The following is a 20,401-nucleotide window of genomic DNA, read 5'->3' as shown; positions in this document are numbered from 1 at the left end:
AACGAATTTAAGGATTTAAAGTGAGCAAGTCATTGCAAGCCATTCGTGGCATGAACGACATCCTGCCCGAACAGACCCCCCTGTGGCGTCATTTCGAAGGCACCGTTTCGCGCCTGCTGGATAACTACGGTTACAAGCAGATCCGCATGCCGATCGTCGAGTTCACCGAGCTGTTCAAGCGCTCCATCGGTGAAGTGACCGACATCGTCGAAAAAGAGATGTACACCTTCGACGACCGCAACGGCGACTCCCTGACCCTGCGCCCTGAAGGCACGGCGGCCTGCGTGCGCGCGGTGCTGGAACACGGCATCACCGGCGGTGGCCAGGTTCAGAAACTCTGGTACATCGGCCCGATGTTCCGCCACGAGCGTCCGCAGAAAGGTCGTTATCGCCAGTTCCACCAGATTGGTGTCGAAGTGTTCAACCTCGACGGTCCGGACATCGACGCCGAGCTGATCGTGCTGACCTGGCGCCTGTGGGGCGAACTGGGCATCCGCGATGCCGTAAAACTCGAGCTCAACAGCCTGGGTACCAGCGAATCCCGCGGCCGTTATCGCGAAGCGCTGGTCGAATACCTCTCGGCGCACATGGACAAGCTCGACGAAGACAGCCAGCGTCGCCTGAAAACCAACCCGCTGCGAGTTCTTGATACCAAGAACGCCGACACCCAGGCGGTATTGGTCGATGCGCCGAAGATGGCCGACTACCTCGACGAAGAATCCCGCGTGCATTTCGAGGGCCTCAAGGCTCGCCTGGATGCTGCCGGCATTCCTTACGTGATCAACCCGAAGCTGGTTCGCGGGCTGGATTACTACAGCAAGACCGTTTTCGAATGGGTCACCGACAAGCTCGGCGCCCAGGGCACCGTCTGCGCTGGCGGCCGTTACGACGGCCTGGTGGAGCAAATGGGCGGCAAGCCGACCGCCGGCGTTGGTTTTGCCATGGGCATCGAACGCCTAGTGCTGTTGCTGGAAACCCTGGAGCAGATTCCGGAGGAGATCTCCCGGCAGGTTGACGTCTACCTCTGCGCCTTCGGTGAAGCCGCCGAGCTCGCCGGGCTGACCCTGGCGGAGCGCGTCCGTGACCAGTTGCCCAACCTGCGCCTGCAAGTGAATGCCGGCGCCGGCAGTTTCAAAAGCCAGTTCAAGAAGGCCGACAAGAGCGGTGCGCTGTACGCGCTGATCCTCGGTGACGACGAAATGGCCCAGCAAGTGGTAGGTTTCAAACCCCTGCGTGGCCAGGGCGAACAACAAAGCATTGCCTGGGATGCGCTTGCAGCGCACCTGGCCACCTGCGTCGTGCAGGGTTGAAGCTGTCTAAACAGCCGAATTAGCGATTAAGGAGTATTGGGGTGTCGAGTACCGAAGACGAACATGTGGCGGAATTGAAGGAATGGTGGTCACGCAACGGTAAGCCCCTGGTTACTGGCGGCCTGTTGGCGCTGGTCATCGTGTTCGGCTGGCAGGCGTTCCACAAGTATCAGAGCAATCAGTCGCAAGGCGCCTCGATTCTCTATCAGCAATTGCTCGAGACCACGCTCACGCCTGACGGCAAGCCTGATGCGGCCCGTGTTTCGGACCTGGCCGGCAAGCTCAACAGCGAGTACGGCGGCAGCGCCTACGCGCAGTACGGCAGCCTGTTCGTGGCCAAGGTAGCGGTCGACAGCGGCAAGCTGGACGACGCGGCCACCGAGCTCAAGGCCATTGTCGCCAAACCGGCCAACCCGGCGCTGGGCGAAATCGCCCGTCAGCGTCTGGCCCAGGTACTCGGCGCGCAGAACAAGGCCGACGAAGCACTGAAGTTGCTCGAAGGCGATGCCGACAAGGCATTCCTGGCCACTCGCGAAGAACTCAAGGGCGACCTGCTGGTGCAGTTGGGTCGTAGCGACGAGGCGAGCGCGGCGTATCAAAAAGCCAAGGCGGCACTGTCGGATGAAGCGGCGGTCGGTGGCCTGCAAATCAAGCTGGACGACCTGGCCAAAGGGGATGCGTGACGTGATTCGTTGGAAACATGCAGCATTGCTGGCCCTGGCCATTTTGGCCGCGGGTTGCAGCAGCAACAGCAAAAAAGAACTGCCTCCGGCCGAACTGGTCGACTTCAAGGAAGAAGTGGTTCTGCACAAGCAGTGGAGTCGTTCGATCGGTGACGGTCAGGGCGAAACCTACAACATGCTGGTTCCGGCCATCGATGGCGATACCATCTATGCCGCCGACGTCACTGGCGTGTTGATGGCGATGGATCGCCACACGGGCGACGTCAAGTGGAAGAAAGACCTCGAGCTGCCTGTTTCCGGCGCTGTCGGCGTTGGTTATGGTCTGGTCACGATCGGTACGATCAAGGGTGAAATCGTTGCCCTGGACGCGATCAACGGTGAAGAAAAGTGGCGCGCTCGCGTGTCCAGCGAAGTGCTGGCACCGCCAGCCAACAACGGTGACGTTGTGGTGGTTCAGACCCAGGACGATCGTCTGATCGGCCTGGATGCCTCCACCGGTAATCGTCGCTGGATCTACGACAGCACGCCTGCAGTTCTGACCCTGCGGGGCACCAGTGCACCGATCGTGACCAATCGCCTCGCGGTGGCTGGCCTGTCGACCGGTAAAGTGGTTGCCGTGGACATCTCCAACGGCGTACCGGTGTGGGAACAGCGCGTAGCGATCCCGCAAGGTCGTTCGGAGCTGGAGCGCGTGGTCGATATCGACGGTGGCTTGCTGCTGTCGGGCGAGACGCTGTATGTCGCCAGCTATCAGGGGCGCGTTGCCGCTCTGGACCTGCAAAGCGGCCGTCAGCTCTGGCAGCGTGATGCTTCCAGCTACGCCGGTGTCGCCCAGGGCTTTGGCACCGTTTATGTAAGCCTGTCTTCGGGTACCGTTGAAGGCGTCGACGAGCGTTCCACCACAGCCTTGTGGAGCAACGATTCGCTGGCCCGTCGTCAACTGTCGGCCCCGGAAGTGTTCTCCAGCTACGTTGCAGTCGGTGACCTGGAAGGTTACCTGCACCTGCTGAGTCAGGTGGACGGTCGATTCGTCGGCCGCGAGCGCATCGACAGCGACGGCCTGCGTGCCCGTCCGCTGGTGGTGGGTGACACGATTTATGTGTATGGCAACAGCGGCAAACTGGAAGCCCTGACCATCAAGTAAAGGTTTGACTATGCTTGGGGTTAACCACCCCAGGCTGCTTCACTTGTGGGTATGAATGTGGGAGCGAGCCTGCTCGCGATGGACGTCAACGATAACGTTTGCGTCCTGAATGAACGCGGTGCCTTTGCGTTTATCGCGAGCAGGCTCGCTCCTACAGACAAGCGCGCAGTGTTGCCCCGAGCACCAGCCGCTGCCTCGCAGCGGCTTTTGTATTTTCTGAAATAACGAAGTGGAGAGCCGCATGGTTCCCGTAATCGCCCTGGTGGGCCGACCGAACGTCGGCAAGTCCACCTTGTTCAACCGCCTGACCAGGACTCGTGACGCCATCGTCGGCGACTTGTCCGGTCTGACCCGTGATCGCCAGTACGGTGAGGCCAAGTGGCAAGGGCGTTCCTACATTCTGATCGACACCGGCGGTATCTCCGGTGACGAGCATGGTATGGACGAAAAGATGGCCGAGCAGTCGCTGCTGGCCATCGAAGAAGCTGATGTCGTTCTGTTCCTGGTAGATGCCAAGGCCGGTTTTACCGCCGCCGACCAGATGATCGCCGAGCATTTGCGCAAACGTAACAAGCGTTCCCACGTGGTTGCCAACAAGGTCGACAACATCGACCCGGAAATGGCCCGCGCCGAATTCGCCCCGTTGGGCATGGGCCATGCGATCCCGATCGCCGGTGCTCACGGCCGTGGTATCACCCAGTTGCTGGAAGCGGCACTGAGTGAATTCCCGAAAGACGAAGACGAGCTGGAAGAAGGCGAGGAAGAAGTCGTCGCCGAAGGCGAGGAAGCCAAGCGCATTCCTGGCCCAAGCGAAAAAGACGGGATCAAGATCGCGATCATCGGTCGTCCGAACGTCGGCAAGTCGACCCTGGTCAACCGCATGCTCGGTGAAGACCGGGTTATCGTCTACGACCAGCCCGGCACCACCCGCGACAGTATCTACATCCCGTTCGAACGTAACGACGAGAAGTACACGCTGATCGACACGGCCGGTGTGCGCAAGCGCGGCAAGATCCACGAAGAAGTCGAAAAGTTTTCCGTGGTCAAAACCCTGCAAGCGATCAAAGACGCCAACGTGGTGATCTTCGTGATGGACGCCCGCGAAGGTGTGGTCGATCACGACCTCAACCTGTTGGGCTTCGCCATTGAATCGGGTCGTGCGCTGGTCATCGCGATCAACAAGTGGGACGGCATGACGCCGAGCGAGCGCGACTTCGTGAAGGTCGAGCTGCAACGTCGGCTGTTCTTCGTTGACTACGCCGATATCCACTTCATCTCGGCCTTGCACGGCACGGGCGTGGGTAACCTCTACGCGTCGGTACAGAACTCGTTCAAATCTGCGGTTACCCGTTGGCCGACCAGCCGCCTGACCCAGATCCTCGAAGATGCGGTCAGCGAGCACCAGCCACCGATGGTCAACAGCCGCCGGATCAAGCTGCGTTATGCCCACCTCGGTGGTGCAAACCCGCCAATCATCGTGATCCACGGCAACCAGATCGAGAAGGTGCCGAAGTCCTACGTGCGTTACCTGGAAAACACTTACCGCCGTGTCCTGAAGCTGGTCGGTACGCCGATCCGCATCGAGTTCAAGGGCGGCGAGAACCCGTACGAAGGCAACAAGAACACGCTCACCGACCGTCAGGTCAACAAGAAGCGTCGTTTGATGTCGCACCACAAGAAAGCCGACAAGAAGCGCCGCGACAAGCGCTGATTCCTGAAGGCTTGATCCACCGCTTTTGTAGGAGCTGCCGCAGGCTGCGATCTTTTGATTTTGCTTTAAAGACAAGATCAAAAGATCGCAGCCTGCGGCAGCTCCTACAAGGCCCGGTCAGAAAGAGGGCGCTCACCAGAGCGCCCTTTTTTTATGGGCGCCGTTTGGGCTATCCTCGGACTCCCCCGCGCCGCCGTAGAGCCGGGTGTAGAGCAGGGAACCACCGATGATCACCAGCAAGCTGCCGAATGTCGGCATCACCATCTTCACGCAGATGTCTCAGCTCGCGGCACAGACCGGCGCGCTCAATCTGTCCCAGGGCTTTCCCGATTTCGCGGCCCCGCAGGCCCTGTGCGATGCGGTTGGCCGGCATATCGCCAGTGGCCACAACCAGTATTCGCCGATGACCGGGCTGCCGGTGTTGCGTCAGCAGATTGCGGTGAAGATCGCCCGCAGCTATGGCACGCAGGTGGATGCGGATACTGAAGTGACGGTCACCCCAGGCGCGACCGAAGCGATTTTCTGTGCCATTCAGGCGGTTATCCACAGCGGCGACGAAGTCATCGTGTTTGACCCGGCATACGACAGCTACGAGCCCTCGGTTGAGCTGGCCGGCGGTCGTTGCGTGCACGTACAACTGGGCTTGAACGATTTCAGTATCGACTTCGAGAAGCTTGCCCAGGCACTGAGCCCGCGCACGCGGATGATCATTCTCAACTCCCCACACAACCCCAGTGGCGCATTGATCAGTCGTGCCGAACTCGATCAGTTGGCCGCCTTGATCCGCGATCGCGACATCTATGTGATCAGCGACGAAGTCTACGAACACCTGGTGTATGACGGGGTGCCCCATGTCAGCGTGCTGGCCCATGAAGAGCTGTATCAGCGTGCTTTCGTGGTCAGCTCGTTCGGCAAGACCTACCACGTCACCGGCTGGAAAACCGGCTACGTGGTCGCGCCGCCGGCCCTGACGGCGGAATTGCGCAAGGTGCACCAGTACGTCAACTTCTGTGGTGTGACGCCGCTGCAACATGCCTTGGCCGATTTTATGGCCGAGCATCCTGAGCACGTCGAAGAGCTGCCGGACTTCTATCAGGCCAAGCGTGATCTGTTCTGCGATCTGCTGGCGCCGTCGCGTTTCAGTTTCACCCGGGTGACCGGCACCTATTTCCAGTTGGTCGATTACTCGCAGATCCGCCCGGATCTCAATGATGTCGAGATGGCCCTGTGGATGACGCGCGAGCATGGTGTGGCCAGTATCCCGATCTCGGTGTTCTACCAGACACCGCCTGAAGGGCAGCGCTTGGTGCGGCTGTGCTTTGCCAAGCGTGAGGAGACCCTGCGAGAAGCGGCGGAAAAACTATGCGTGATCTGAGTGCATTGCCGAACCTGACCGTGGCGCTGATCCAGACATCCCTGGCCTGGCACGACCGTCAGGCCAACCTGGAGCATTTCGAGCCATTGCTGGAGCAGGCTCGCGGCGCTGACCTGATTATTCTGCCGGAGATGTTCACCACCGGTTTTTCCATGGAGTCCGAGACCCTCGCGGAATCGGAAACCGGCCCCACCAGCAAGTGGCTGCGGGTTCAGGCGGCAAAACTTGATGCCGTGATTACCGGCAGCGTGATCATCCAGGCCGCCGACGGCAGCCATCGCAATCGCCTGTTGTGGGCACGCCCGGATGGCGAGGTGTTGCATTACGACAAGCGTCACCTGTTCCGCATGGCTGGTGAGCATAACCACTACACCCCGGGCGAGCGCCAGGTGCAGTTCGAGTTAAAGGGCTGGCGGGTGCGGCCGCTGATTTGCTATGACTTGCGCTTCCCGGTGTGGAGTCGTGACGCTCAGGACACGGATCTGCTGCTGTATACCGCGAACTGGCCGGGTGCGCGGCGTCAGCATTGGAACCGCCTGTTGCCGGCGCGGGCGATCGAGAACCTGTGCTACGTGGCGGCGGTCAATCGCGTTGGCACCGATGGCAAGGGCTTTGCCTATACCGGTGACAGCCAGGTGCTGGATTTCCAGGGCGAGACGTTGCTTAGCGCAGGAGAGGCGGATGGGGTGTTTCAGGTCGTTCTGAATGCTGCAGACCTTCAAGCTTATCGCACACGGTTTCCGGCGAATCTGGATGCCGATACCTTCGAGTTCACTTCATAAAAGATCGCAGCCTGCGGCAGCTCCTACAGGGGATCGCATTCTCCTGTAGGAGCTGCCGCAGGCTGCGATCTTTTGATCTTCAATCCAACAAAAAGGCCCCGAGGTGCAAACCCCGGGGCCTTTTGCATTGCAGCAAAGTCTTACGCCGCTTTCGCTTCCGGCTGGCTCAGTGAGCGGTTCAGCGCACTGAACAAGGCCTTGAAGCTGGCAGTGGTGATGTTTTCATCGATGCCGACGCCGTGCACCGCACGCTCGCCGTTTACGCGCAGTTCAATGTAGGCCGCGGCCTTGGCATTGGTGCCCGCGCCAATGGCGTGCTCGTTGTAGTCCATGATTTCCACCGGGATCGGCAGACCGGCCACCAGTGCTTCCAGGGCACCGTTGCCCTTGCCGCGCCAGTGCAGGTTGGTCTCGCCCTGGCCTTTGCTGGCCACTTCCACTTCGACGGCGCTGTGACCGTTTTCTTCCTGCAGGCGATGGCTGACCAGCGCGTACGGTGTGTTGGCCTGCAAGTACTCGCTGTGCAGCAGCGCGTGGATTTGCTGGGCGGTCATCTCAAGGCCCAGGCGGTCGGTTTCACGCTGCACGACCTGGCTGAATTCGATCTGCATGCGACGTGGCAGGCTGATGCCGTATTCCTGCTCCAGGAGGTAGGCGATACCACCCTTGCCCGACTGGCTGTTGACGCGGATGACCGCCTCGTAGCTGCGGCCGATGTCAGCCGGGTCGATCGGCAAGTACGGCACTTCCCACAAGGCATCGGATTTCTGCTGGGCGAAGCCCTTGCGGATCGCGTCCTGGTGCGAGCCGGAGAACGCGGTGTGCACCAGGTCGCCGACGTACGGGTGACGCGGGTGTACCTGGATCTGGTTGCACTCTTCGACGACTTTGCGCACGCCGTCGATGTCGGAGAAGTCCAGCTCAGGGTTCACGCCCTGGGTGTAGAGGTTCAGGGCCACGGTCACCAGGTCGACGTTGCCGGTGCGCTCGCCGTTGCCGAACAGGCAGCCTTCGACACGGTCGGCGCCGGCCATCAGGCCCAGTTCGGTGGCGGCAACGCCAGTGCCACGGTCGTTGTGGGTGTGCAGGCTGATGATCACGCTGTCACGACGGTTGATGTGACGGCCGAACCATTCGATCTGGTCGGCATAGATGTTTGGGGTCGCGCATTCGACGGTGGCCGGCAGGTTGAGGATCATCTTGTGCTCGGGCGTCGGGTTCCAGACCTCGATGACCGCGTCGCAGACTTCCTTGGCGAACTCCAGTTCGGTGGCGCTGAAGGTTTCCGGCGAGTATTCGAAGGTCCACTCGGTGTCCGGCTGCATGGCTGCGTATTTGACGAACAGCTTGGCAGCGTTCACGGCGATGGCCTTGATCCCGTCCTTGTCCTGGTTGAAGACAATGCGGCGGAACGAAGGGGAGGTCGCGTTGTACAGGTGAACGATGGCTTTCTTCGCGCCGCGCAGGGATTCGAAGGTGCGCTCAATCAGGTCTTCACGGCCCTGGGTCAGCACCTGGATGGTGGTGTCGTCCGGGATGTGGTTGCCTTCGATCAGGGTACGGACGAAGTCGAAGTCGGTTTGCGAAGCGGCCGGGAACGATGCTTCGATTTCCTTCACGCCAACCTGCACCAGGGTTTTCCAGAAGCGCAGCTTCTTGACGGCGTCCATCGGCTCGATCAGCGACTGGTTGCCGTCGCGCAGGTCGGAACTGCACCAGATCGGCGCGGCGGTGATGGTTTTCGATGGCCAGGTGCGGTCCGGAATGTCGATGGTCGGGAACGCGCGGTATTTCGAAGACGGGTCTTTGAGCATGCTCATCGGGAAATCCTTATTGTGTGGGCCGAAAAAAGGCGGCCTGCCGGTGGATCAAAAGTTCTTGGACTGACGCTTGGGACGAGGCACCACGATTCAGCCCGGCAGTCGTGCGCTGACAAGGCACAGGCTGCTGTGCTGGCGGAGCTGAATGAGGGTGTGAGAGGTTTTCATGCCTTCAACCCTAACCGCGGGGGGAAAGGATGGCAAGCAGTCGAAAAAAATTGAGAGGAATACTCGTGAGCGAGTGTTTATCGAGATTTTATTGCTTCAAATGGTTGCGATGATCTTGTTTTTTGCGCGAGGTTCAGGCGGCGCGCAATTGGTGTGGGGCATGGCTGGACGACTTTCGGTGCCTGTGAAATTGCCATCGCGAGCAAGCTCGCTCCCACATTGGATCTGCGTGAACACGGACACTGTGGGAGCGAGCTTGCTCGCGATGGCGTCAGCTGCCTTACGCAATAATCAAGGTTGAAACGCACCAATGAAGATGGCCGGATCCACTCGCGTATCGTTCAGGCTGACATTCCAGTGCATATGCGGTCCGGTCGCCCGACCAGTCGCCCCGACCTTGCCAATCACACCACCCCGGGCCAGTTGCTGCCCCACCTTAACGTCGATTTTCGACATGTGGCAGAACATGCTGATGAAGCCCTGGCCATGGTCGACGAACACCGTATTGCCATTGAAGAAGTAGTTGCCGATCAGGATCACCTTGCCCGCGGCCGGGGTCTTGATCGGTGTGCCGGCGCCTACCGCGAAGTCCAGACCCGAATGAGGATTACGCTCCTCACCGTTGAAGAAGCGCCGCACGCCAAACTTGCTCGACAGCGGCCCGTTCACCGGTTTGTCCAGCAGCAGGTTGCTAGGCGTATTGGGGCTGAACGTGCGGTAAGCGGCAATCTGCTCGGCCAGTTCACGCTCGATGCGCTTGAGATTTTCCGGGTCCGGATTGACCTGCTGGGTGTTCTTCAGGGTGATGCGCTGTTCCGGGTATTTCTTGTTGCCAACCGTAAAGTTCAGATTGCGACCACCGCTGCTGATCGATTGGGCCCCCGGCTTGACCGTCAGCGGCACGCCGACGATGGCCAGCCAGTTGTTCTGCTCCTTCACAACCAGCACGGGTTTGCCTTGATAACTGGCTTTTGGCGCCTGGGCGGACGGGCCCAGATCCACCACCGCCACGCCGCCCGGCACCGGTTTGTTCAACAGGCGGGTGATGTAGCTGTCGGCGTGGGCGTTGAAGGTCAGGAGCAGCAACAGCAATGGAGCCAGGAAACGCGGCATGGATCAGTCCAGTAAAGAAAGGGTGACAGGCGTCAGGTGGTTGTCTTCGACCCGCACTTGCAGTTCGCCTTCGCCCAGCTTGGCCTTCAGGCGCTGGCCGGTGTGGGTTTGCGCAGCGTTGCGGATCGCGTTGCCGCGCTCGTCCAGCAAAATGCTGTAGCCACGGCCGAGGGTCGCCAGGGGGCTGACCACATGCAGGGTCTGCATTTGGCTGTGCAATTGCAGGCGACGGTTCTTCAACCCTTCGCGGATGGCGCGCGGCAGGCGTTCGGCCAGGCTGTCGAGGCGCTGGCGCAACATTGCCAGTTGCCGGCCCGGATGTTGTGCGGCCAGACGGGTTTCCAGACGGATCAAGCGTTCGCGACGGGTGTTGAGGCTACGCTCGAACGCGCGGCGCATGCGCATGTCCAGGTCATCCAGGCGTTGCGCTTGCTGGCGCAGGCGCTCGCCGGGATGGCGCAGGCGGCGAGAGATACCCTCCAGGCGCAGGCGGTCGCGCATCAAGCGGTCACGCATGCGCATCACCAGCCGGCGGTGCAGGCTCTCGACCCGGCGCACCAGGTCACTGGAGTCCGGTGCCAGCAATTCGGCGGCGGCGGAGGGGGTGGGCGCGCGAACATCGGCGACGAAGTCGCTGATCGACACGTCGGTTTCATGGCCGACCGCGCTGACAATTGGTGTCACGCAAGCGTCCACGGCGCGGGCCACGGCTTCTTCGTTGAAACACCAGAGGTCTTCCAGCGAACCGCCGCCCCGGGCCAGGATCAGGGCGTCGAACCCTCGGGCATCCGCCAGTTTCAGCGCGCGGACAATCTGTGCGGTGGCTTCGCGGCCCTGTACGGCGGTGGGGATCAGCGTCAACTGCACCTGCGGTGCGCGACGGCGGAACACGCTGATGATGTCGCGGATCACCGCCCCGGTGGGCGAACTGATGATGCCGATGCGTTGCGGATGCGCTGGCAGCGGTACCTTGCGCTCGGCACTGAACAGGCCTTCGGCGCTGAGCTTTTCCTTGAGTGCATCGAAGGCCAGGCGCAAGGCGCCATCGCCGGCCGGCTCCACGGTGTCGAGGATCAGTTGATAGTCACCGCGTCCCTCGAACAACGAGACCTTGCCACGCACCTTGACCGCCAGCCCGTCCTTCAAGGCCTGGCGAACCCGTGCCGCGTTCTGCCGGAACAGCGCGCAACGCACCTGGGCGCCGCTGTCCTTGAGGGTGAAATACACGTGACCGGACGCCGGGCGGGCGAGGTTGGAGATCTCGCCCTCTACCCAGATGTTGCTGAACACGTCTTCGAGCAACACCCGCGCGCGGCCGTTGAGCTGGCTGACGGTCAGGACTTCGCGGTCCAGGCCGAGTCTTGCAAAGGGATCTTTAATCATGGGGCGCAGTTTAAAGGCATTCTTCAAGTGAATGCACGACCCCTATATCACCAAATGCTCGAGGAACTGTTGAACCAGTGCTGTGGGGTGTTTGCGGTACGCCAGAGCGACGCAGCTATGGCTGCCGGGGTCTGCCAAAGGCAGGAAATGAACGTTGGGTGGCGCAATGTCTTGCATCGATTCCGGCAAGAGTGCGATACCAAATCCCGCCTGGATCAGTTGCAGTTGCGTGGTCTTGCGCGAAATTACCCGAGCTGCTTTGGGAAAGAAGCCTTGGCGCATGCACAACTCGGCAGAAAGGTAGCTAAGACCACCTCGTTGGGGATGAGGGATGGAAATAAACGCTTCGTCGCGTAGCTGCCCCAGGTTGATCTGCCGCCCGGATTTGTCCCTGGCCAGCCAGTGATCGGGCGGGACTGCCACCAGCAAAGGTTCGTCGTAGAGCGGGTCGATTTGCACCTCTTCACACTGACGGAGCACTGGCAGGCGCAATAGGCCGATGTCCAGTCGGCCGTCTGCCAACTCTTGCAGCTGCGCCTCGGAAGACAACTGAGCGATGTCCATGGACACGCCGGGATGATGTTCGAGATAACGGCCGACGCTGCGCAGCAGTCGGCCGCTCATGGGCACAGTGCTGGAATGGCTCAAGCGTAAGGTGCCGTGTTGACCTTTGCCGATCCTGGTGGCCGTCTCGCTGGCCTTGATCAGCTCGCTCAACAGGTTTTTGGCACGGGGTAAAAAAGCCTCACCCGCTGGAGTGAGCTGGGGCCGCCGCGCAGTACGTTCGAAAAGTGGGGTTTGCAGATGGACTTCCATGTCCTTGATTTGCCGGCTCAGGGCCGATTGGGCGATGAACAGGCGCTCGGCTGCGGCGCTGAAGCTGCCGCATTCAGCGATTTCAACGAAGTAACGCAGTTGCCGGGTTGAAAGCACAAGGCATGCCTTTTTGAGATGGGTTAATGGCTTTGATGATATTAGTCGCAACGCTCAGCGATGGCTAAAGTCAGCGAACTTAAAGTAGGGGAACGCTGCAATGAGCGTATTGACGTTGTTGAACCAATGGCCTTTCAGCGCCATGGACTGGCTGGTCATCGGCGCGGGAATCGCCTTGGCCTACATTGTGTTCGCTATCGCCGGGTTCGGCACCGCGCTGGTGGCGGGGCCGATTCTGATTCTGTTCATGCCGCTGTCCAAGATCGTGCCGTTGCTGGTGTTGCTCGATTTTGTCGCGGCATTCGGCAATCTGTTGCCTTCGCGGCGGGATGTCGCCCGGCCGGAGCTGTTGCGGTTGTTGCCCTGCATGGCGGTGGGCTGCACGCTGGGGGTGATTTTCCTGCTGAACTTGAAGTCCGATCTGTTGCTGTTGTTGATGGGGCTGTTTATCAGCGCCTATGCGATCTACAGCCTGTGGGTCAAAACCCGCCCGACGCAATTGTCTGCCGTGTGGGCTCTGCCGATGGGCACGGTGGGCGGGATGTTTGGCGCGTTGTTTGGCAGCGGCGGCTTTCTGTATGCGATCTATCTGAACAGCCGTTTGCCGAAGGAGGCGGCCCGGGCCACCCAGAGTGCGCTGATCAGTTGCAGCACGGTGGTGCGTTTGAGCCTGTTTGCAATCGCCGGGGTGTATGCCGATCTGCCGTTGCTGGTGCTGGCGGTGTGTCTGTTGCCGGCAATGGTGCTGGGGCTGTGGTTCGGTCGACGGTTGACCCTGCGCTTGTCCCGCGAGGCGTTCGTGCGTCTGGTGACGTGGCTGGTGTTGGCCAGTGGGATCGCGTTGATCGGGCGCTATCTCAGCACCTGAAGATTCAACCTGTGGCGGGGGCTTTTTGTGGGAGCGAGCTTGCTCGCGATGAGGGCGTCACATTCAACATTGATGTGTCTGTTCGACCGCTATCGCGAGCAAGCTCGCTCCCACAGAAGAGCCCTCGCCGCAAGTTGTTCAGTCGTTGTACTGGCTCAACAACCGCTCCAGTCGTGCACTGAGGCGGCGTTTGATTTCGGTCTCGATGTGCGGGGCGAAATCGTCGATCACGTCTTGCATGATCAACTGCGCGGCGGCGCGCAGTTCGCTGTCCAGGTGCAACAGGTCATCCGGGTTCTTGCTGACGGCAGGCGCCGGCGCAGCCGTGATGACCGGTTCAACGATCGGGGCAGGGGGTGTCGGTTCGACGGGCGGCGAAGGCTCGCTGACGGCGTCGAACAACATGGGAATCTGTTCCTGATCGCCTTCCTCGACCGTGTCGGTCAGCAGGGGCGGTTGCAGGTTGTCATCGCCGAGCAATTGGCGGATCGACTCAAGGTCGTCCAGCAGGTGCGCGGACTGTTGCAGCGGTTTTGGAGTGTCCATTGGAAGGCTCAGAGTCGCTGTAAACGGTGATCTTGCAGAGGATAGCCCTGTTCGCGGTAGAAACGGAAACTCTCCCGCGCGGCCTGGCGAATCGTCGGGTCTTCCACCACCACTTCCGCCACGCGGGCGAAACGCTGGGCGAAGGCCGGGACTTTCAGATCGAGATTGACCAGCAAGTCCTGATGCTGACCGCAATCGTCACCCAGACCCAGGACAATCAAGCCATCCGGTTCGTTTTCGGCGGGGCCGTGGGGCACGAAGCTTTCACCCTTGAACGTCCAGAGGCGTGCGTCGAGATCGTTGCGTTGGGCGGCGTCGCTGCAATGCAGGTAGACACGGTGACCCATGCGCCAGGCCTTTTCGGTGAGCTTGCAGGCGAAATCCAGGCGTGCCGAAGGATCGGCGCTGGGCAGGATATAGAAGTCGACTTTGGTCATTGCGGTTCCTGATCCCTTGGGGGCACTGCCCGAAAGCAATGCCCCCCAGGGTCATTGGTTTCAGGCTTTGGCGCGGTCCAGCAGGTATTGGGTCAGCAGGGGAACCGGACGGCCAGTGGCGCCCTTGTCCTTGCCGCCGCTGGTCCAGGCGGTGCCGGCGATGTCCAGGTGCGCCCAGTTCAGGTTCTTGGTGAAGCGCGACAGGAAGCAGGCGGCGGTGATGGTGCCGGCTTTCGGGCCGCCAATGTTGGCGATGTCGGCGAACGGGCTGTCCAGCTGTTCCTGGTACTCATCGAACAGCGGCAGTTGCCAGGCGCGGTCGTCGGCAGCCTTGCCGGCGCTCAGCAGTTGGCCGATCAGTTCGTCGTTGTTGCCCAGCAGGCCCGAGGTATGGGAGCCCAGCGCAACGATGCAGGCACCGGTCAGGGTGGCGATGTCGATGACCGCTTGTGGCTTGAAGCGCTCGGAGTAGGTCAGGGCGTCGCACAGCACCAGGCGGCCTTCGGCGTCGGTGTTGAGGATTTCCACGGTCTGGCCGCTCATGGTGGTGACGATGTCGCCAGGGCGCGAAGCGTTGCCGCTCGGCATGTTCTCGGCGCAGGCCAGGATGCACACCAGGTTGATCGGCAGCTTCAGTTCCAGCACGGCACGCAGGGTACCGAACACGCTGGCGGCACCGCCCATGTCGTACTTCATTTCATCCATACCGGCGCCTGGCTTGAGGCTGATGCCGCCGGTGTCGAAGGTGATGCCCTTACCGACCAGCGCATACGGCTTCTCGGATTTCTTGCCGCCGTTGTATTGCATGACGATCAGGCGTGGCGGCTGGGCGCTGCCCTGGCCTACGGCGTAGAACGAGCCCATGCCCAGCGCCTTGATCTTCTTCTCGTCGAGGACTTCGACTTTCAGATCCTTGAATTCCTTGCCCAGGTCTTTGGCCTGCTCACCGAGGAAGGTCGGGTGGCAGATGTTTGGCGGCAGGTTGCCCAGGTTACGGGTGAAGGCCATGCCGTTGGCGATGGCGGTGGCGTGGGTCACGGCGCGCTGCACTTCGGCCTGTGCGGCCTTGATGGTCAGCAGGGTGATTTTCTTCAGGGCGCGGGGTTCGGCTTTCTGGCTCTTGAACTGCTCGAAGCTGTATTCGCCGTCCACCAGGGTTTCGGCCAGCAGGCGGGTCTTGCCATAGCTGTCGCGGCCTTTGACCACGATTTCGTCGAGGGCCAGTACCGCGTCGCTGCCGCCCAGACCCTTCAGGGTGTTGAGGATGCCGGCGATGATTTTGCGGAATGGGCGGTCACCCAGCTCGTCGTCCTTGCCAACGCCCACCAGCAGCACGCGCTCGGCCTTGAGGTTCGGCAGGCTGTGCAGCAACAGGCTCTGGCCAACCTTGCCCGCCAGATCGCCGCGCTTGAGCACTGCGCTGATCGCGCCGCCGCTCAGTTCGTCGAGTTGCTTGGCAACGGCGCCGAGCTTGCGGCCTTCGCCGACGGAGACCACGAGAGTGGCGGTCTTCAACGTTTCGGGGTTGACGCTTTTTACAACCAGTTCCATGTCCGGGTCCCTGAATTGATGGTTATCACGCATGCGCCCGACACCTTATGTGCGTCGATTGCTTATAAAAGAAAGGCGCCAGGATCGACCGGCGACAAAGGCCGCAGTTTGAACCTCGCTACCGGCGGCTGACAACCCTCGGTTGTACGATCTTCATGGAATTGACGGCCCTGTAGGAGCGAGCCCGCTCGCGAAGAACCCGAGACCACCGCGGGGCTTCAGGCTCCCCGCGTTATCATTGACGATCATCGTCGGAACGCCGCCCGGAGCAAGCTCACCCCTACACCCTGCGCCCCAATGCATTGCGCAGTGACAGGCGCACCCAATCACAGGATAATGCGCCATCTTTTTATCGGCGGCTCTGTCTTGCGGGCTGTCCGATACGTTTGCTTGTTTGGCCGCCTTAGCCTGACAACCCTGGAGTGTCTGGTTTGATCGTCTTCCGTTATCTGTCCCGCGAAGTCCTGTTGACCTTGAGCGCCGTCAGCGCCGTGCTGCTGGTCATCATCATGAGCGGTCGCTTCATCAAATACCTCGCCCAGGCGGCCTCGGGCCTGCTGGATCCGGGCTCGCTGTTCCTGATCATGGGCTTTCGCCTGCCGGGGTTCCTCCAGCTGATCCTGCCGCTGGGGCTGTTTCTCGGGATCCTGTTGTCCTACGGGCGGCTGTACCTCGAAAGCGAAATGACCGTGCTCTCGGCCACCGGCATGAGCCAGCAGCGGCTGGTCTGGATGACGATGTTTCCGGCCACCCTGGTTGCACTTGTGGTGGCTTGGTTGAGCCTGAGCCTGGCGCCACAAGGAGCCAATCAGTTTCAGCTGCTGCTGAACAAGCAGGATGCCCTCACCGAATTCGATACCCTGGAGCCGGGTCGCTTCCAGGCCCTGCGTGACGGCACCCGGGTCACCTATACCGAGCGCATGTCGGATGATCGCGTGAACCTTGGTGGCGTGTTCATCTCGCAAAAGAACATCAGTTCCAACAACAAGGATCGCGGAATTTCTGTGCTGGTGGCGGAAAAGGGACGTCAGGAAATTCGTCCGGACGGAAACCGCTACCTGATCCTGGACAACGGATATCGCTATGACGGTAGTCCGGGTCAGGCCGACTACCGGGCGATCAAGTACGACGAATACGGTGTGTTGCTGCCAAAGCCGGAAGTCAGCGACGAAGTCACCGACCGTGACGCGATGCCGACCAGTACGTTGATCGGCAGTGAAGACATTCGCATGCGTGCCGAATTGCAATGGCGCATATCGCTGCCATTGCTGGTGTTCATCGTCACCTTGATGGCGGTGCCGCTGTCGCGGGTCAACCCGCGTCAGGGTCGATTCCTCAAATTGCTGCCGGCGATTCTTCTCTATATGGCTTACCTGACCATTCTGATTGCCGCCCGTGGTGCCCTCGACAAGGGCAAGATCCCCGCAGTGTTGGGCTTGTGGTGGGTGCACGGGATTTTCCTGGCCATTGGCCTGGGCCTGCTCTATTGGGAACCCTTGCGCTTGATGAGGGCGAGTCGCCGCAGCGCGCTGGAGGTGGCCCGTGGTTAAGCTGGATCGCTACATTGGTAGCAGCGTGTTCATGGCGATTCTGGCGGTGCTCGGGATCATTCTTGGTCTGGCGACGCTGTTTGCCTTCATCGACGAGATGAGTGAAGTCAGCGACACCTACACCCTGGTCGATGCGCTGAGTTATGTGTTGTTGACCGCGCCGCGCCGGATGTACGAAATGCTGCCGATGGCCGCGCTGATCGGTTGCCTGATCGGCCTGGGCAGTCTGGCCAGCAACAGTGAATTGACGATCATGCGCGCCGCCGGCGTGTCGATCGGCCGGATCGTCTGGGCGGTCATGAAGCCAATGCTGGTATTGATGCTGGCTGGGGTACTGATCGGCGAGTACGTCGCTCCGCCCGCTGAAACCACCGCGCAGGCCAATCGCTCGCTGGCCCAGGGCAGCGGCGATGCACAAAGCGCCAAGCACGGTTTGTGGCACCGCCAGGGCGATGAGTTCATTCACGTCAACTCGGTGCAGCCTAACGGCATCCTGTACGGCGTGACCCGCTACCGTTTCGACAACGAGCGGCACATGCTGTCGGCGAGCTTCGCCAAGCGCGCCGAGTTCGACACGGATCACTGGCAGTTGACGGACGTCACGACCACGCTGTTCCACGAGCGCAGCACTGAAGTGGTGTCGGCCCCGATCGAACGATGGGAAGTGGCCTTGAGCCCGCAGTTGCTGAGCACCGTGGTCATGGTGCCAGAGTCGCTGTCGATCAGCGGTCTGTGGGGTTATATCCACTACCTGGCGGACCAGGGGTTGAACAACAGCCGTTACTGGCTGGCATTTTGGGTCAAGGTGTTGCAACCGCTGGTCACCGCCGCCCTGGTGTTGATGGCGATTTCCTTCATCTTTGGTCCGCTGCGATCGGTGACCCTGGGTCAACGGGTGTTCACTGGCGTGCTGGTGGGCTTTACCTTCCGCATCGTTCAGGATCTGCTGGGCCCTTCGAGCCAGGTATTCGGCTTCCCACCGTTGCTTTCGGTGCTGGTGCCGGCGGGTATTTGTGCCGTGGCCGGGCTCTGGCTGTTGCGCCGGGCCGGTTGATGGCGGGCTTTTTCCGAGCGCTTTGACGATCAAAAACGCCCTTGTCGCAAGACCGGGGCGTTTTTGTAGGTGCCGTCTGACCTGCGAACGTGACGCTTGTGCCGTGGATCAGGTACAATTCCCGGCTATTTTTCGGCGGGCTATGCCTGCAGCCTTTTTGAGTGTTGATCCGTGAGTGATTTGAGTCATATCCGCAATTTCTCCATCATCGCCCACATTGACCATGGCAAGTCGACGCTGGCCGATCGCTTCATCCAGATGTGTGGCGGCCTGGCCGAGCGCGAAATGGAAGCCCAGGTCCTGGACTCCATGGACCTCGAGCGCGAGCGCGGGATCACCATCAAGGCGCACAGCGTTACTCTGTATTACAAAGCCAAAGACGGTATCAACTACCAGTTGAACTTCATTGACACCCCCGGCCACGTTGACTTCACCTACGAAGTCAGCCGTTCGCTGGCGGCCTGTGAAGGCGCGCTGCTGGTGGTCGACGCCGGTCAGGGTGTTGAAGCGCAGTCGGTTGCCAACTGCTACACGGCGATCGAGCAGGGCCTGGAAGTGATGCCGGTGCTGAACAAGATCGACCTGCCACAGGCCGACCCGGAGCGCGTCAAGGAAGAAATCGAAAAAATCATCGGTATCGATGCCACCGACGCGGTCACTTGCTCTGCCAAGACCGGTCTGGGCGTCGATGAAGTGCTCGAGCGCCTGGTGACCACCATTCCGGCGCCGACCGGCAACATCGAAGATCCGCTGCAAGCGTTGATCATCGATTCCTGGTTCGACAACTACCTGGGCGTTGTCTCCCTGGTGCGCGTGCGCCACGGCCGCGTGAAGAAGGGCGACAAGATCCTGGTCAAGTCCACCGGCAAGATCCACCTGGTGGACAGCGTCGGTGTCTTCAACCCGAAACACACCCCGACCGTTGATCTGAAGGCTGGCGAAGTGGGCTTCATCATCGCCAGCATCAAGGACATTCACGGTGCGCCAGTGGGCGATACCCTGACCTTGAGCTCGACGCCGGACGTCGACGTACTGCCGGGCTTCAAACGCATTCAGCCGCAGGTGTACGCCGGCCTGTTCCCGGTCAGCTCCGACGACTTCGAAGACTTCCGCGAGGCGCTGCAAAAGCTCACCCTCAACGATTCGTCGCTGCAATACACGCCGGAAAGCTCCGACGCCCTGGGCTTCGGCTTCCGTTGCGGCTTCCTCGGCATGCTGCACATGGAAATCATCCAGGAGCGCCTGGAGCGCGAGTACAACCTGGACCTGATCACCACGGCGCCGACGGTAATCTTCGAGCTGCTGCTCAAGACCGGCGAGACGATCTACGTCGATAACCCGTCGAAGCTGCCGGACCTGTCTGCCATCGAAGACATGCGCGAGCCGATCGTGCGCGCCAATATTCTTGTGCCGCAAGAGCACCTGGGCAACGTCATTACCCTGTGCATCGAAAAACGCGGTGTACAGGTCGACATGCTGTTCCTCGGCTCCCAGGTACAAGTGACCTACGACTTGCCGATGAACGAAGTAGTGCTGGACTTCTTCGATCGCCTGAAATCCACCAGTCGCGGCTATGCTTCTCTGGACTACCATTTCGATCGTTACCAATCGGCCAGCCTGGTGAAACTGGACGTGCTGATCAACGGTGACAAGGTCGACGCCCTGGCGCTGATCGTGCACCGTGACAATTCGCACTACAAAGGTCGCCAGTTGACCGAGAAGATGAAGGATCTGATTCCGCGGCAGATGTTCGACGTGGCAATCCAGGCCGCCATTGGCGGGCAGATTGTGGCGCGGACAACCGTCAAGGCGCTCAGAAAGAACGTATTGGCCAAATGCTACGGTGGTGACGTCAGCCGTAAGAAAAAGCTGCTGGAAAAGCAAAAGGCCGGTAAGAAACGCATGAAGCAGGTCGGCAACGTGGAAATTCCACAGGAAGCCTTCCTTGCAGTGCTCAGGTTGGATAGTTAGGT

General features: G+C 60.6%; 17 protein-coding genes. 10 read left to right on the top strand and 7 right to left on the bottom strand.

The annotated features are described in order from the left end of the window. The first annotated feature begins 20 nt into the window (after window positions 1-20). The 6 genes from hisS (at window position 21) to CD175_RS24560 (ending at window position 7,005) form a co-directional block, all read left to right on the top strand. A complete protein-coding gene (gene hisS, locus CD175_RS24585) occupies window positions 21-1,310 on the top strand; it encodes a histidine--tRNA ligase (RefSeq protein WP_007973994.1) in 1,290 nt (429 codons plus the stop codon). Between the two features lie 41 nt (window positions 1,311-1,351). Continuing rightward, window positions 1,352-1,993 carry a tetratricopeptide repeat protein gene (locus tag CD175_RS24580; protein ID WP_104450783.1) on the top strand — a complete coding sequence of 214 codons (642 nt, stop codon included), beginning with the start codon at window positions 1,352-1,354 and terminating at the stop codon, window positions 1,991-1,993. Next, window positions 1,986-3,137: an outer membrane protein assembly factor BamB gene (gene bamB / locus CD175_RS24575; RefSeq protein ID WP_104450782.1), complete on the top strand. Its 1,152-nt coding sequence runs from the start codon at window positions 1,986-1,988 to the stop codon at window positions 3,135-3,137. The genes CD175_RS24580 and bamB overlap by 8 nt, the downstream gene beginning before the upstream one ends. Window positions 3,138-3,378: 241 nt before the next feature. Then, the gene (gene der / locus CD175_RS24570; protein ID WP_104450781.1) at window positions 3,379-4,848 is read left to right on the top strand and encodes a ribosome biogenesis GTPase Der; all 1,470 of its coding nucleotides are present in this window, start codon (window positions 3,379-3,381) and stop codon (window positions 4,846-4,848) included. A gap of 226 nt (window positions 4,849-5,074) precedes the next feature. Further along, window positions 5,075-6,223, top strand: a complete 1,149-nt coding sequence (locus CD175_RS24565; RefSeq protein WP_104450780.1) for a pyridoxal phosphate-dependent aminotransferase — start codon at window positions 5,075-5,077, stop codon at window positions 6,221-6,223. Further along, window positions 6,211-7,005: an amidohydrolase gene (locus CD175_RS24560; protein WP_104450779.1), complete on the top strand. Its 795-nt coding sequence runs from the start codon at window positions 6,211-6,213 to the stop codon at window positions 7,003-7,005. The genes CD175_RS24565 and CD175_RS24560 overlap by 13 nt, the downstream gene beginning before the upstream one ends. Window positions 7,006-7,145: 140 nt before the next feature. Here the strand turns inward: CD175_RS24560 and leuA are convergent, their stop codons facing one another. The 4 genes from leuA to CD175_RS24535 all read right to left on the bottom strand — a co-directional run bounded on the left by leuA (window position 7,146) and on the right by CD175_RS24535 (window position 12,422). Further along, window positions 7,146-8,825: a 2-isopropylmalate synthase gene (leuA, locus tag CD175_RS24555; RefSeq protein WP_007973979.1), complete on the bottom strand. Its 1,680-nt coding sequence runs from the start codon at window positions 8,823-8,825 to the stop codon at window positions 7,146-7,148. Between the two features lie 459 nt (window positions 8,826-9,284). Beyond that, window positions 9,285-10,106, bottom strand: coding sequence for a M23 family metallopeptidase (locus CD175_RS24545; RefSeq protein WP_104450778.1), 822 nt, complete (start codon window positions 10,104-10,106; stop codon window positions 9,285-9,287). Between the two features lie 3 nt (window positions 10,107-10,109). After that, complete coding sequence (xseA, locus tag CD175_RS24540; protein WP_008053235.1) at window positions 10,110-11,489, bottom strand: exodeoxyribonuclease VII large subunit; 1,380 nt, start codon at window positions 11,487-11,489, stop codon at window positions 10,110-10,112. Window positions 11,490-11,531: 42 nt separating this feature from the next. Further along, window positions 11,532-12,422, bottom strand: coding sequence for a LysR family transcriptional regulator (locus CD175_RS24535; protein WP_104450777.1), 891 nt, complete (start codon window positions 12,420-12,422; stop codon window positions 11,532-11,534). Between the two features lie 100 nt (window positions 12,423-12,522). Between CD175_RS24535 and CD175_RS24530 the strand changes: the two genes are divergently transcribed. After that, entirely contained in the window at window positions 12,523-13,290 is a 768-nt protein-coding gene (locus tag CD175_RS24530) for a sulfite exporter TauE/SafE family protein (RefSeq protein ID WP_104450776.1), read from the top strand. Between the two features lie 138 nt (window positions 13,291-13,428). Here CD175_RS24530 and CD175_RS24525 read toward each other — a convergent pair whose 3' ends face one another. The 3 genes from CD175_RS24525 to CD175_RS24515 are packed head-to-tail and all read right to left on the bottom strand — an operon-like array spanning window position 13,429 to window position 15,824. Then, a complete protein-coding gene (locus CD175_RS24525; protein ID WP_007973972.1) occupies window positions 13,429-13,836 on the bottom strand; it encodes a hypothetical protein in 408 nt (135 codons plus the stop codon). 8 nt (window positions 13,837-13,844) lie between these two features. After that, window positions 13,845-14,273, bottom strand: a complete 429-nt coding sequence (locus CD175_RS24520; RefSeq protein WP_015093639.1) for a DNA polymerase III subunit chi — start codon at window positions 14,271-14,273, stop codon at window positions 13,845-13,847. 60 nt (window positions 14,274-14,333) lie between these two features. After that, window positions 14,334-15,824, bottom strand: a complete 1,491-nt coding sequence (locus tag CD175_RS24515) for a leucyl aminopeptidase (protein ID WP_033047791.1) — start codon at window positions 15,822-15,824, stop codon at window positions 14,334-14,336. 431 nt (window positions 15,825-16,255) lie between these two features. On the opposite strand from CD175_RS24515, the gene lptF reads away from it, so the two are divergent. From lptF to lepA, 3 genes are all read left to right on the top strand, one after another. Beyond that, window positions 16,256-17,374: an LPS export ABC transporter permease LptF gene (lptF, locus tag CD175_RS24510; RefSeq protein WP_104450775.1), complete on the top strand. Its 1,119-nt coding sequence runs from the start codon at window positions 16,256-16,258 to the stop codon at window positions 17,372-17,374. Continuing rightward, entirely contained in the window at window positions 17,367-18,428 is a 1,062-nt protein-coding gene (lptG, locus tag CD175_RS24505) for an LPS export ABC transporter permease LptG (protein ID WP_104450774.1), read from the top strand. The genes lptF and lptG overlap by 8 nt, the downstream gene beginning before the upstream one ends. A 171-nt stretch (window positions 18,429-18,599) precedes the next feature. Continuing rightward, complete coding sequence (gene lepA, locus CD175_RS24500; protein WP_007973962.1) at window positions 18,600-20,399, top strand: translation elongation factor 4; 1,800 nt, start codon at window positions 18,600-18,602, stop codon at window positions 20,397-20,399. Window positions 20,400-20,401: the final 2 nt, after the last annotated feature.

Origin of the sequence: Pseudomonas laurylsulfatiphila (genome assembly GCF_002934665.1) — a bacterium.
In the GTDB taxonomy this organism is placed as follows: domain Bacteria; phylum Pseudomonadota; class Gammaproteobacteria; order Pseudomonadales; family Pseudomonadaceae; genus Aquipseudomonas; species Aquipseudomonas laurylsulfatiphila.
Note: the sequence above shows the minus strand (reverse complement) of the source record. Positions and strands in the feature narration are given on the sequence as shown.

Excerpts from the sequence above, each read along its gene's own strand:
- CD175_RS24520 (WP_015093639.1), bottom strand. The coding sequence starts at position 14,273 with ATGACCAAAGTCGACTTCTATATCCTGCCCAGCGCCGATCCTTCGGCA.
- CD175_RS24530 (WP_104450776.1), top strand. The coding sequence starts at position 12,523 with ATGAGCGTATTGACGTTGTTGAACCAATGGCCTTTCAGCGCCATGGAC.
- CD175_RS24560 (WP_104450779.1), top strand. The coding sequence starts at position 6,211 with ATGCGTGATCTGAGTGCATTGCCGAACCTGACCGTGGCGCTGATCCAG.
- CD175_RS24525 (WP_007973972.1), bottom strand. The coding sequence starts at position 13,836 with ATGGACACTCCAAAACCGCTGCAACAGTCCGCGCACCTGCTGGACGAC.
- der (WP_104450781.1), top strand. The coding sequence starts at position 3,379 with ATGGTTCCCGTAATCGCCCTGGTGGGCCGACCGAACGTCGGCAAGTCC.
- CD175_RS24515 (WP_033047791.1), bottom strand. The coding sequence starts at position 15,824 with ATGGAACTGGTTGTAAAAAGCGTCAACCCCGAAACGTTGAAGACCGCC.
- CD175_RS24545 (WP_104450778.1), bottom strand. The coding sequence starts at position 10,106 with ATGCCGCGTTTCCTGGCTCCATTGCTGTTGCTGCTCCTGACCTTCAAC.
- leuA (WP_007973979.1), bottom strand. The coding sequence starts at position 8,825 with ATGAGCATGCTCAAAGACCCGTCTTCGAAATACCGCGCGTTCCCGACC.
- bamB (WP_104450782.1), top strand. The coding sequence starts at position 1,986 with ATGCGTGACGTGATTCGTTGGAAACATGCAGCATTGCTGGCCCTGGCC.
- xseA (WP_008053235.1), bottom strand. The coding sequence starts at position 11,489 with ATGATTAAAGATCCCTTTGCAAGACTCGGCCTGGACCGCGAAGTCCTG.
- CD175_RS24565 (WP_104450780.1), top strand. The coding sequence starts at position 5,075 with ATGATCACCAGCAAGCTGCCGAATGTCGGCATCACCATCTTCACGCAG.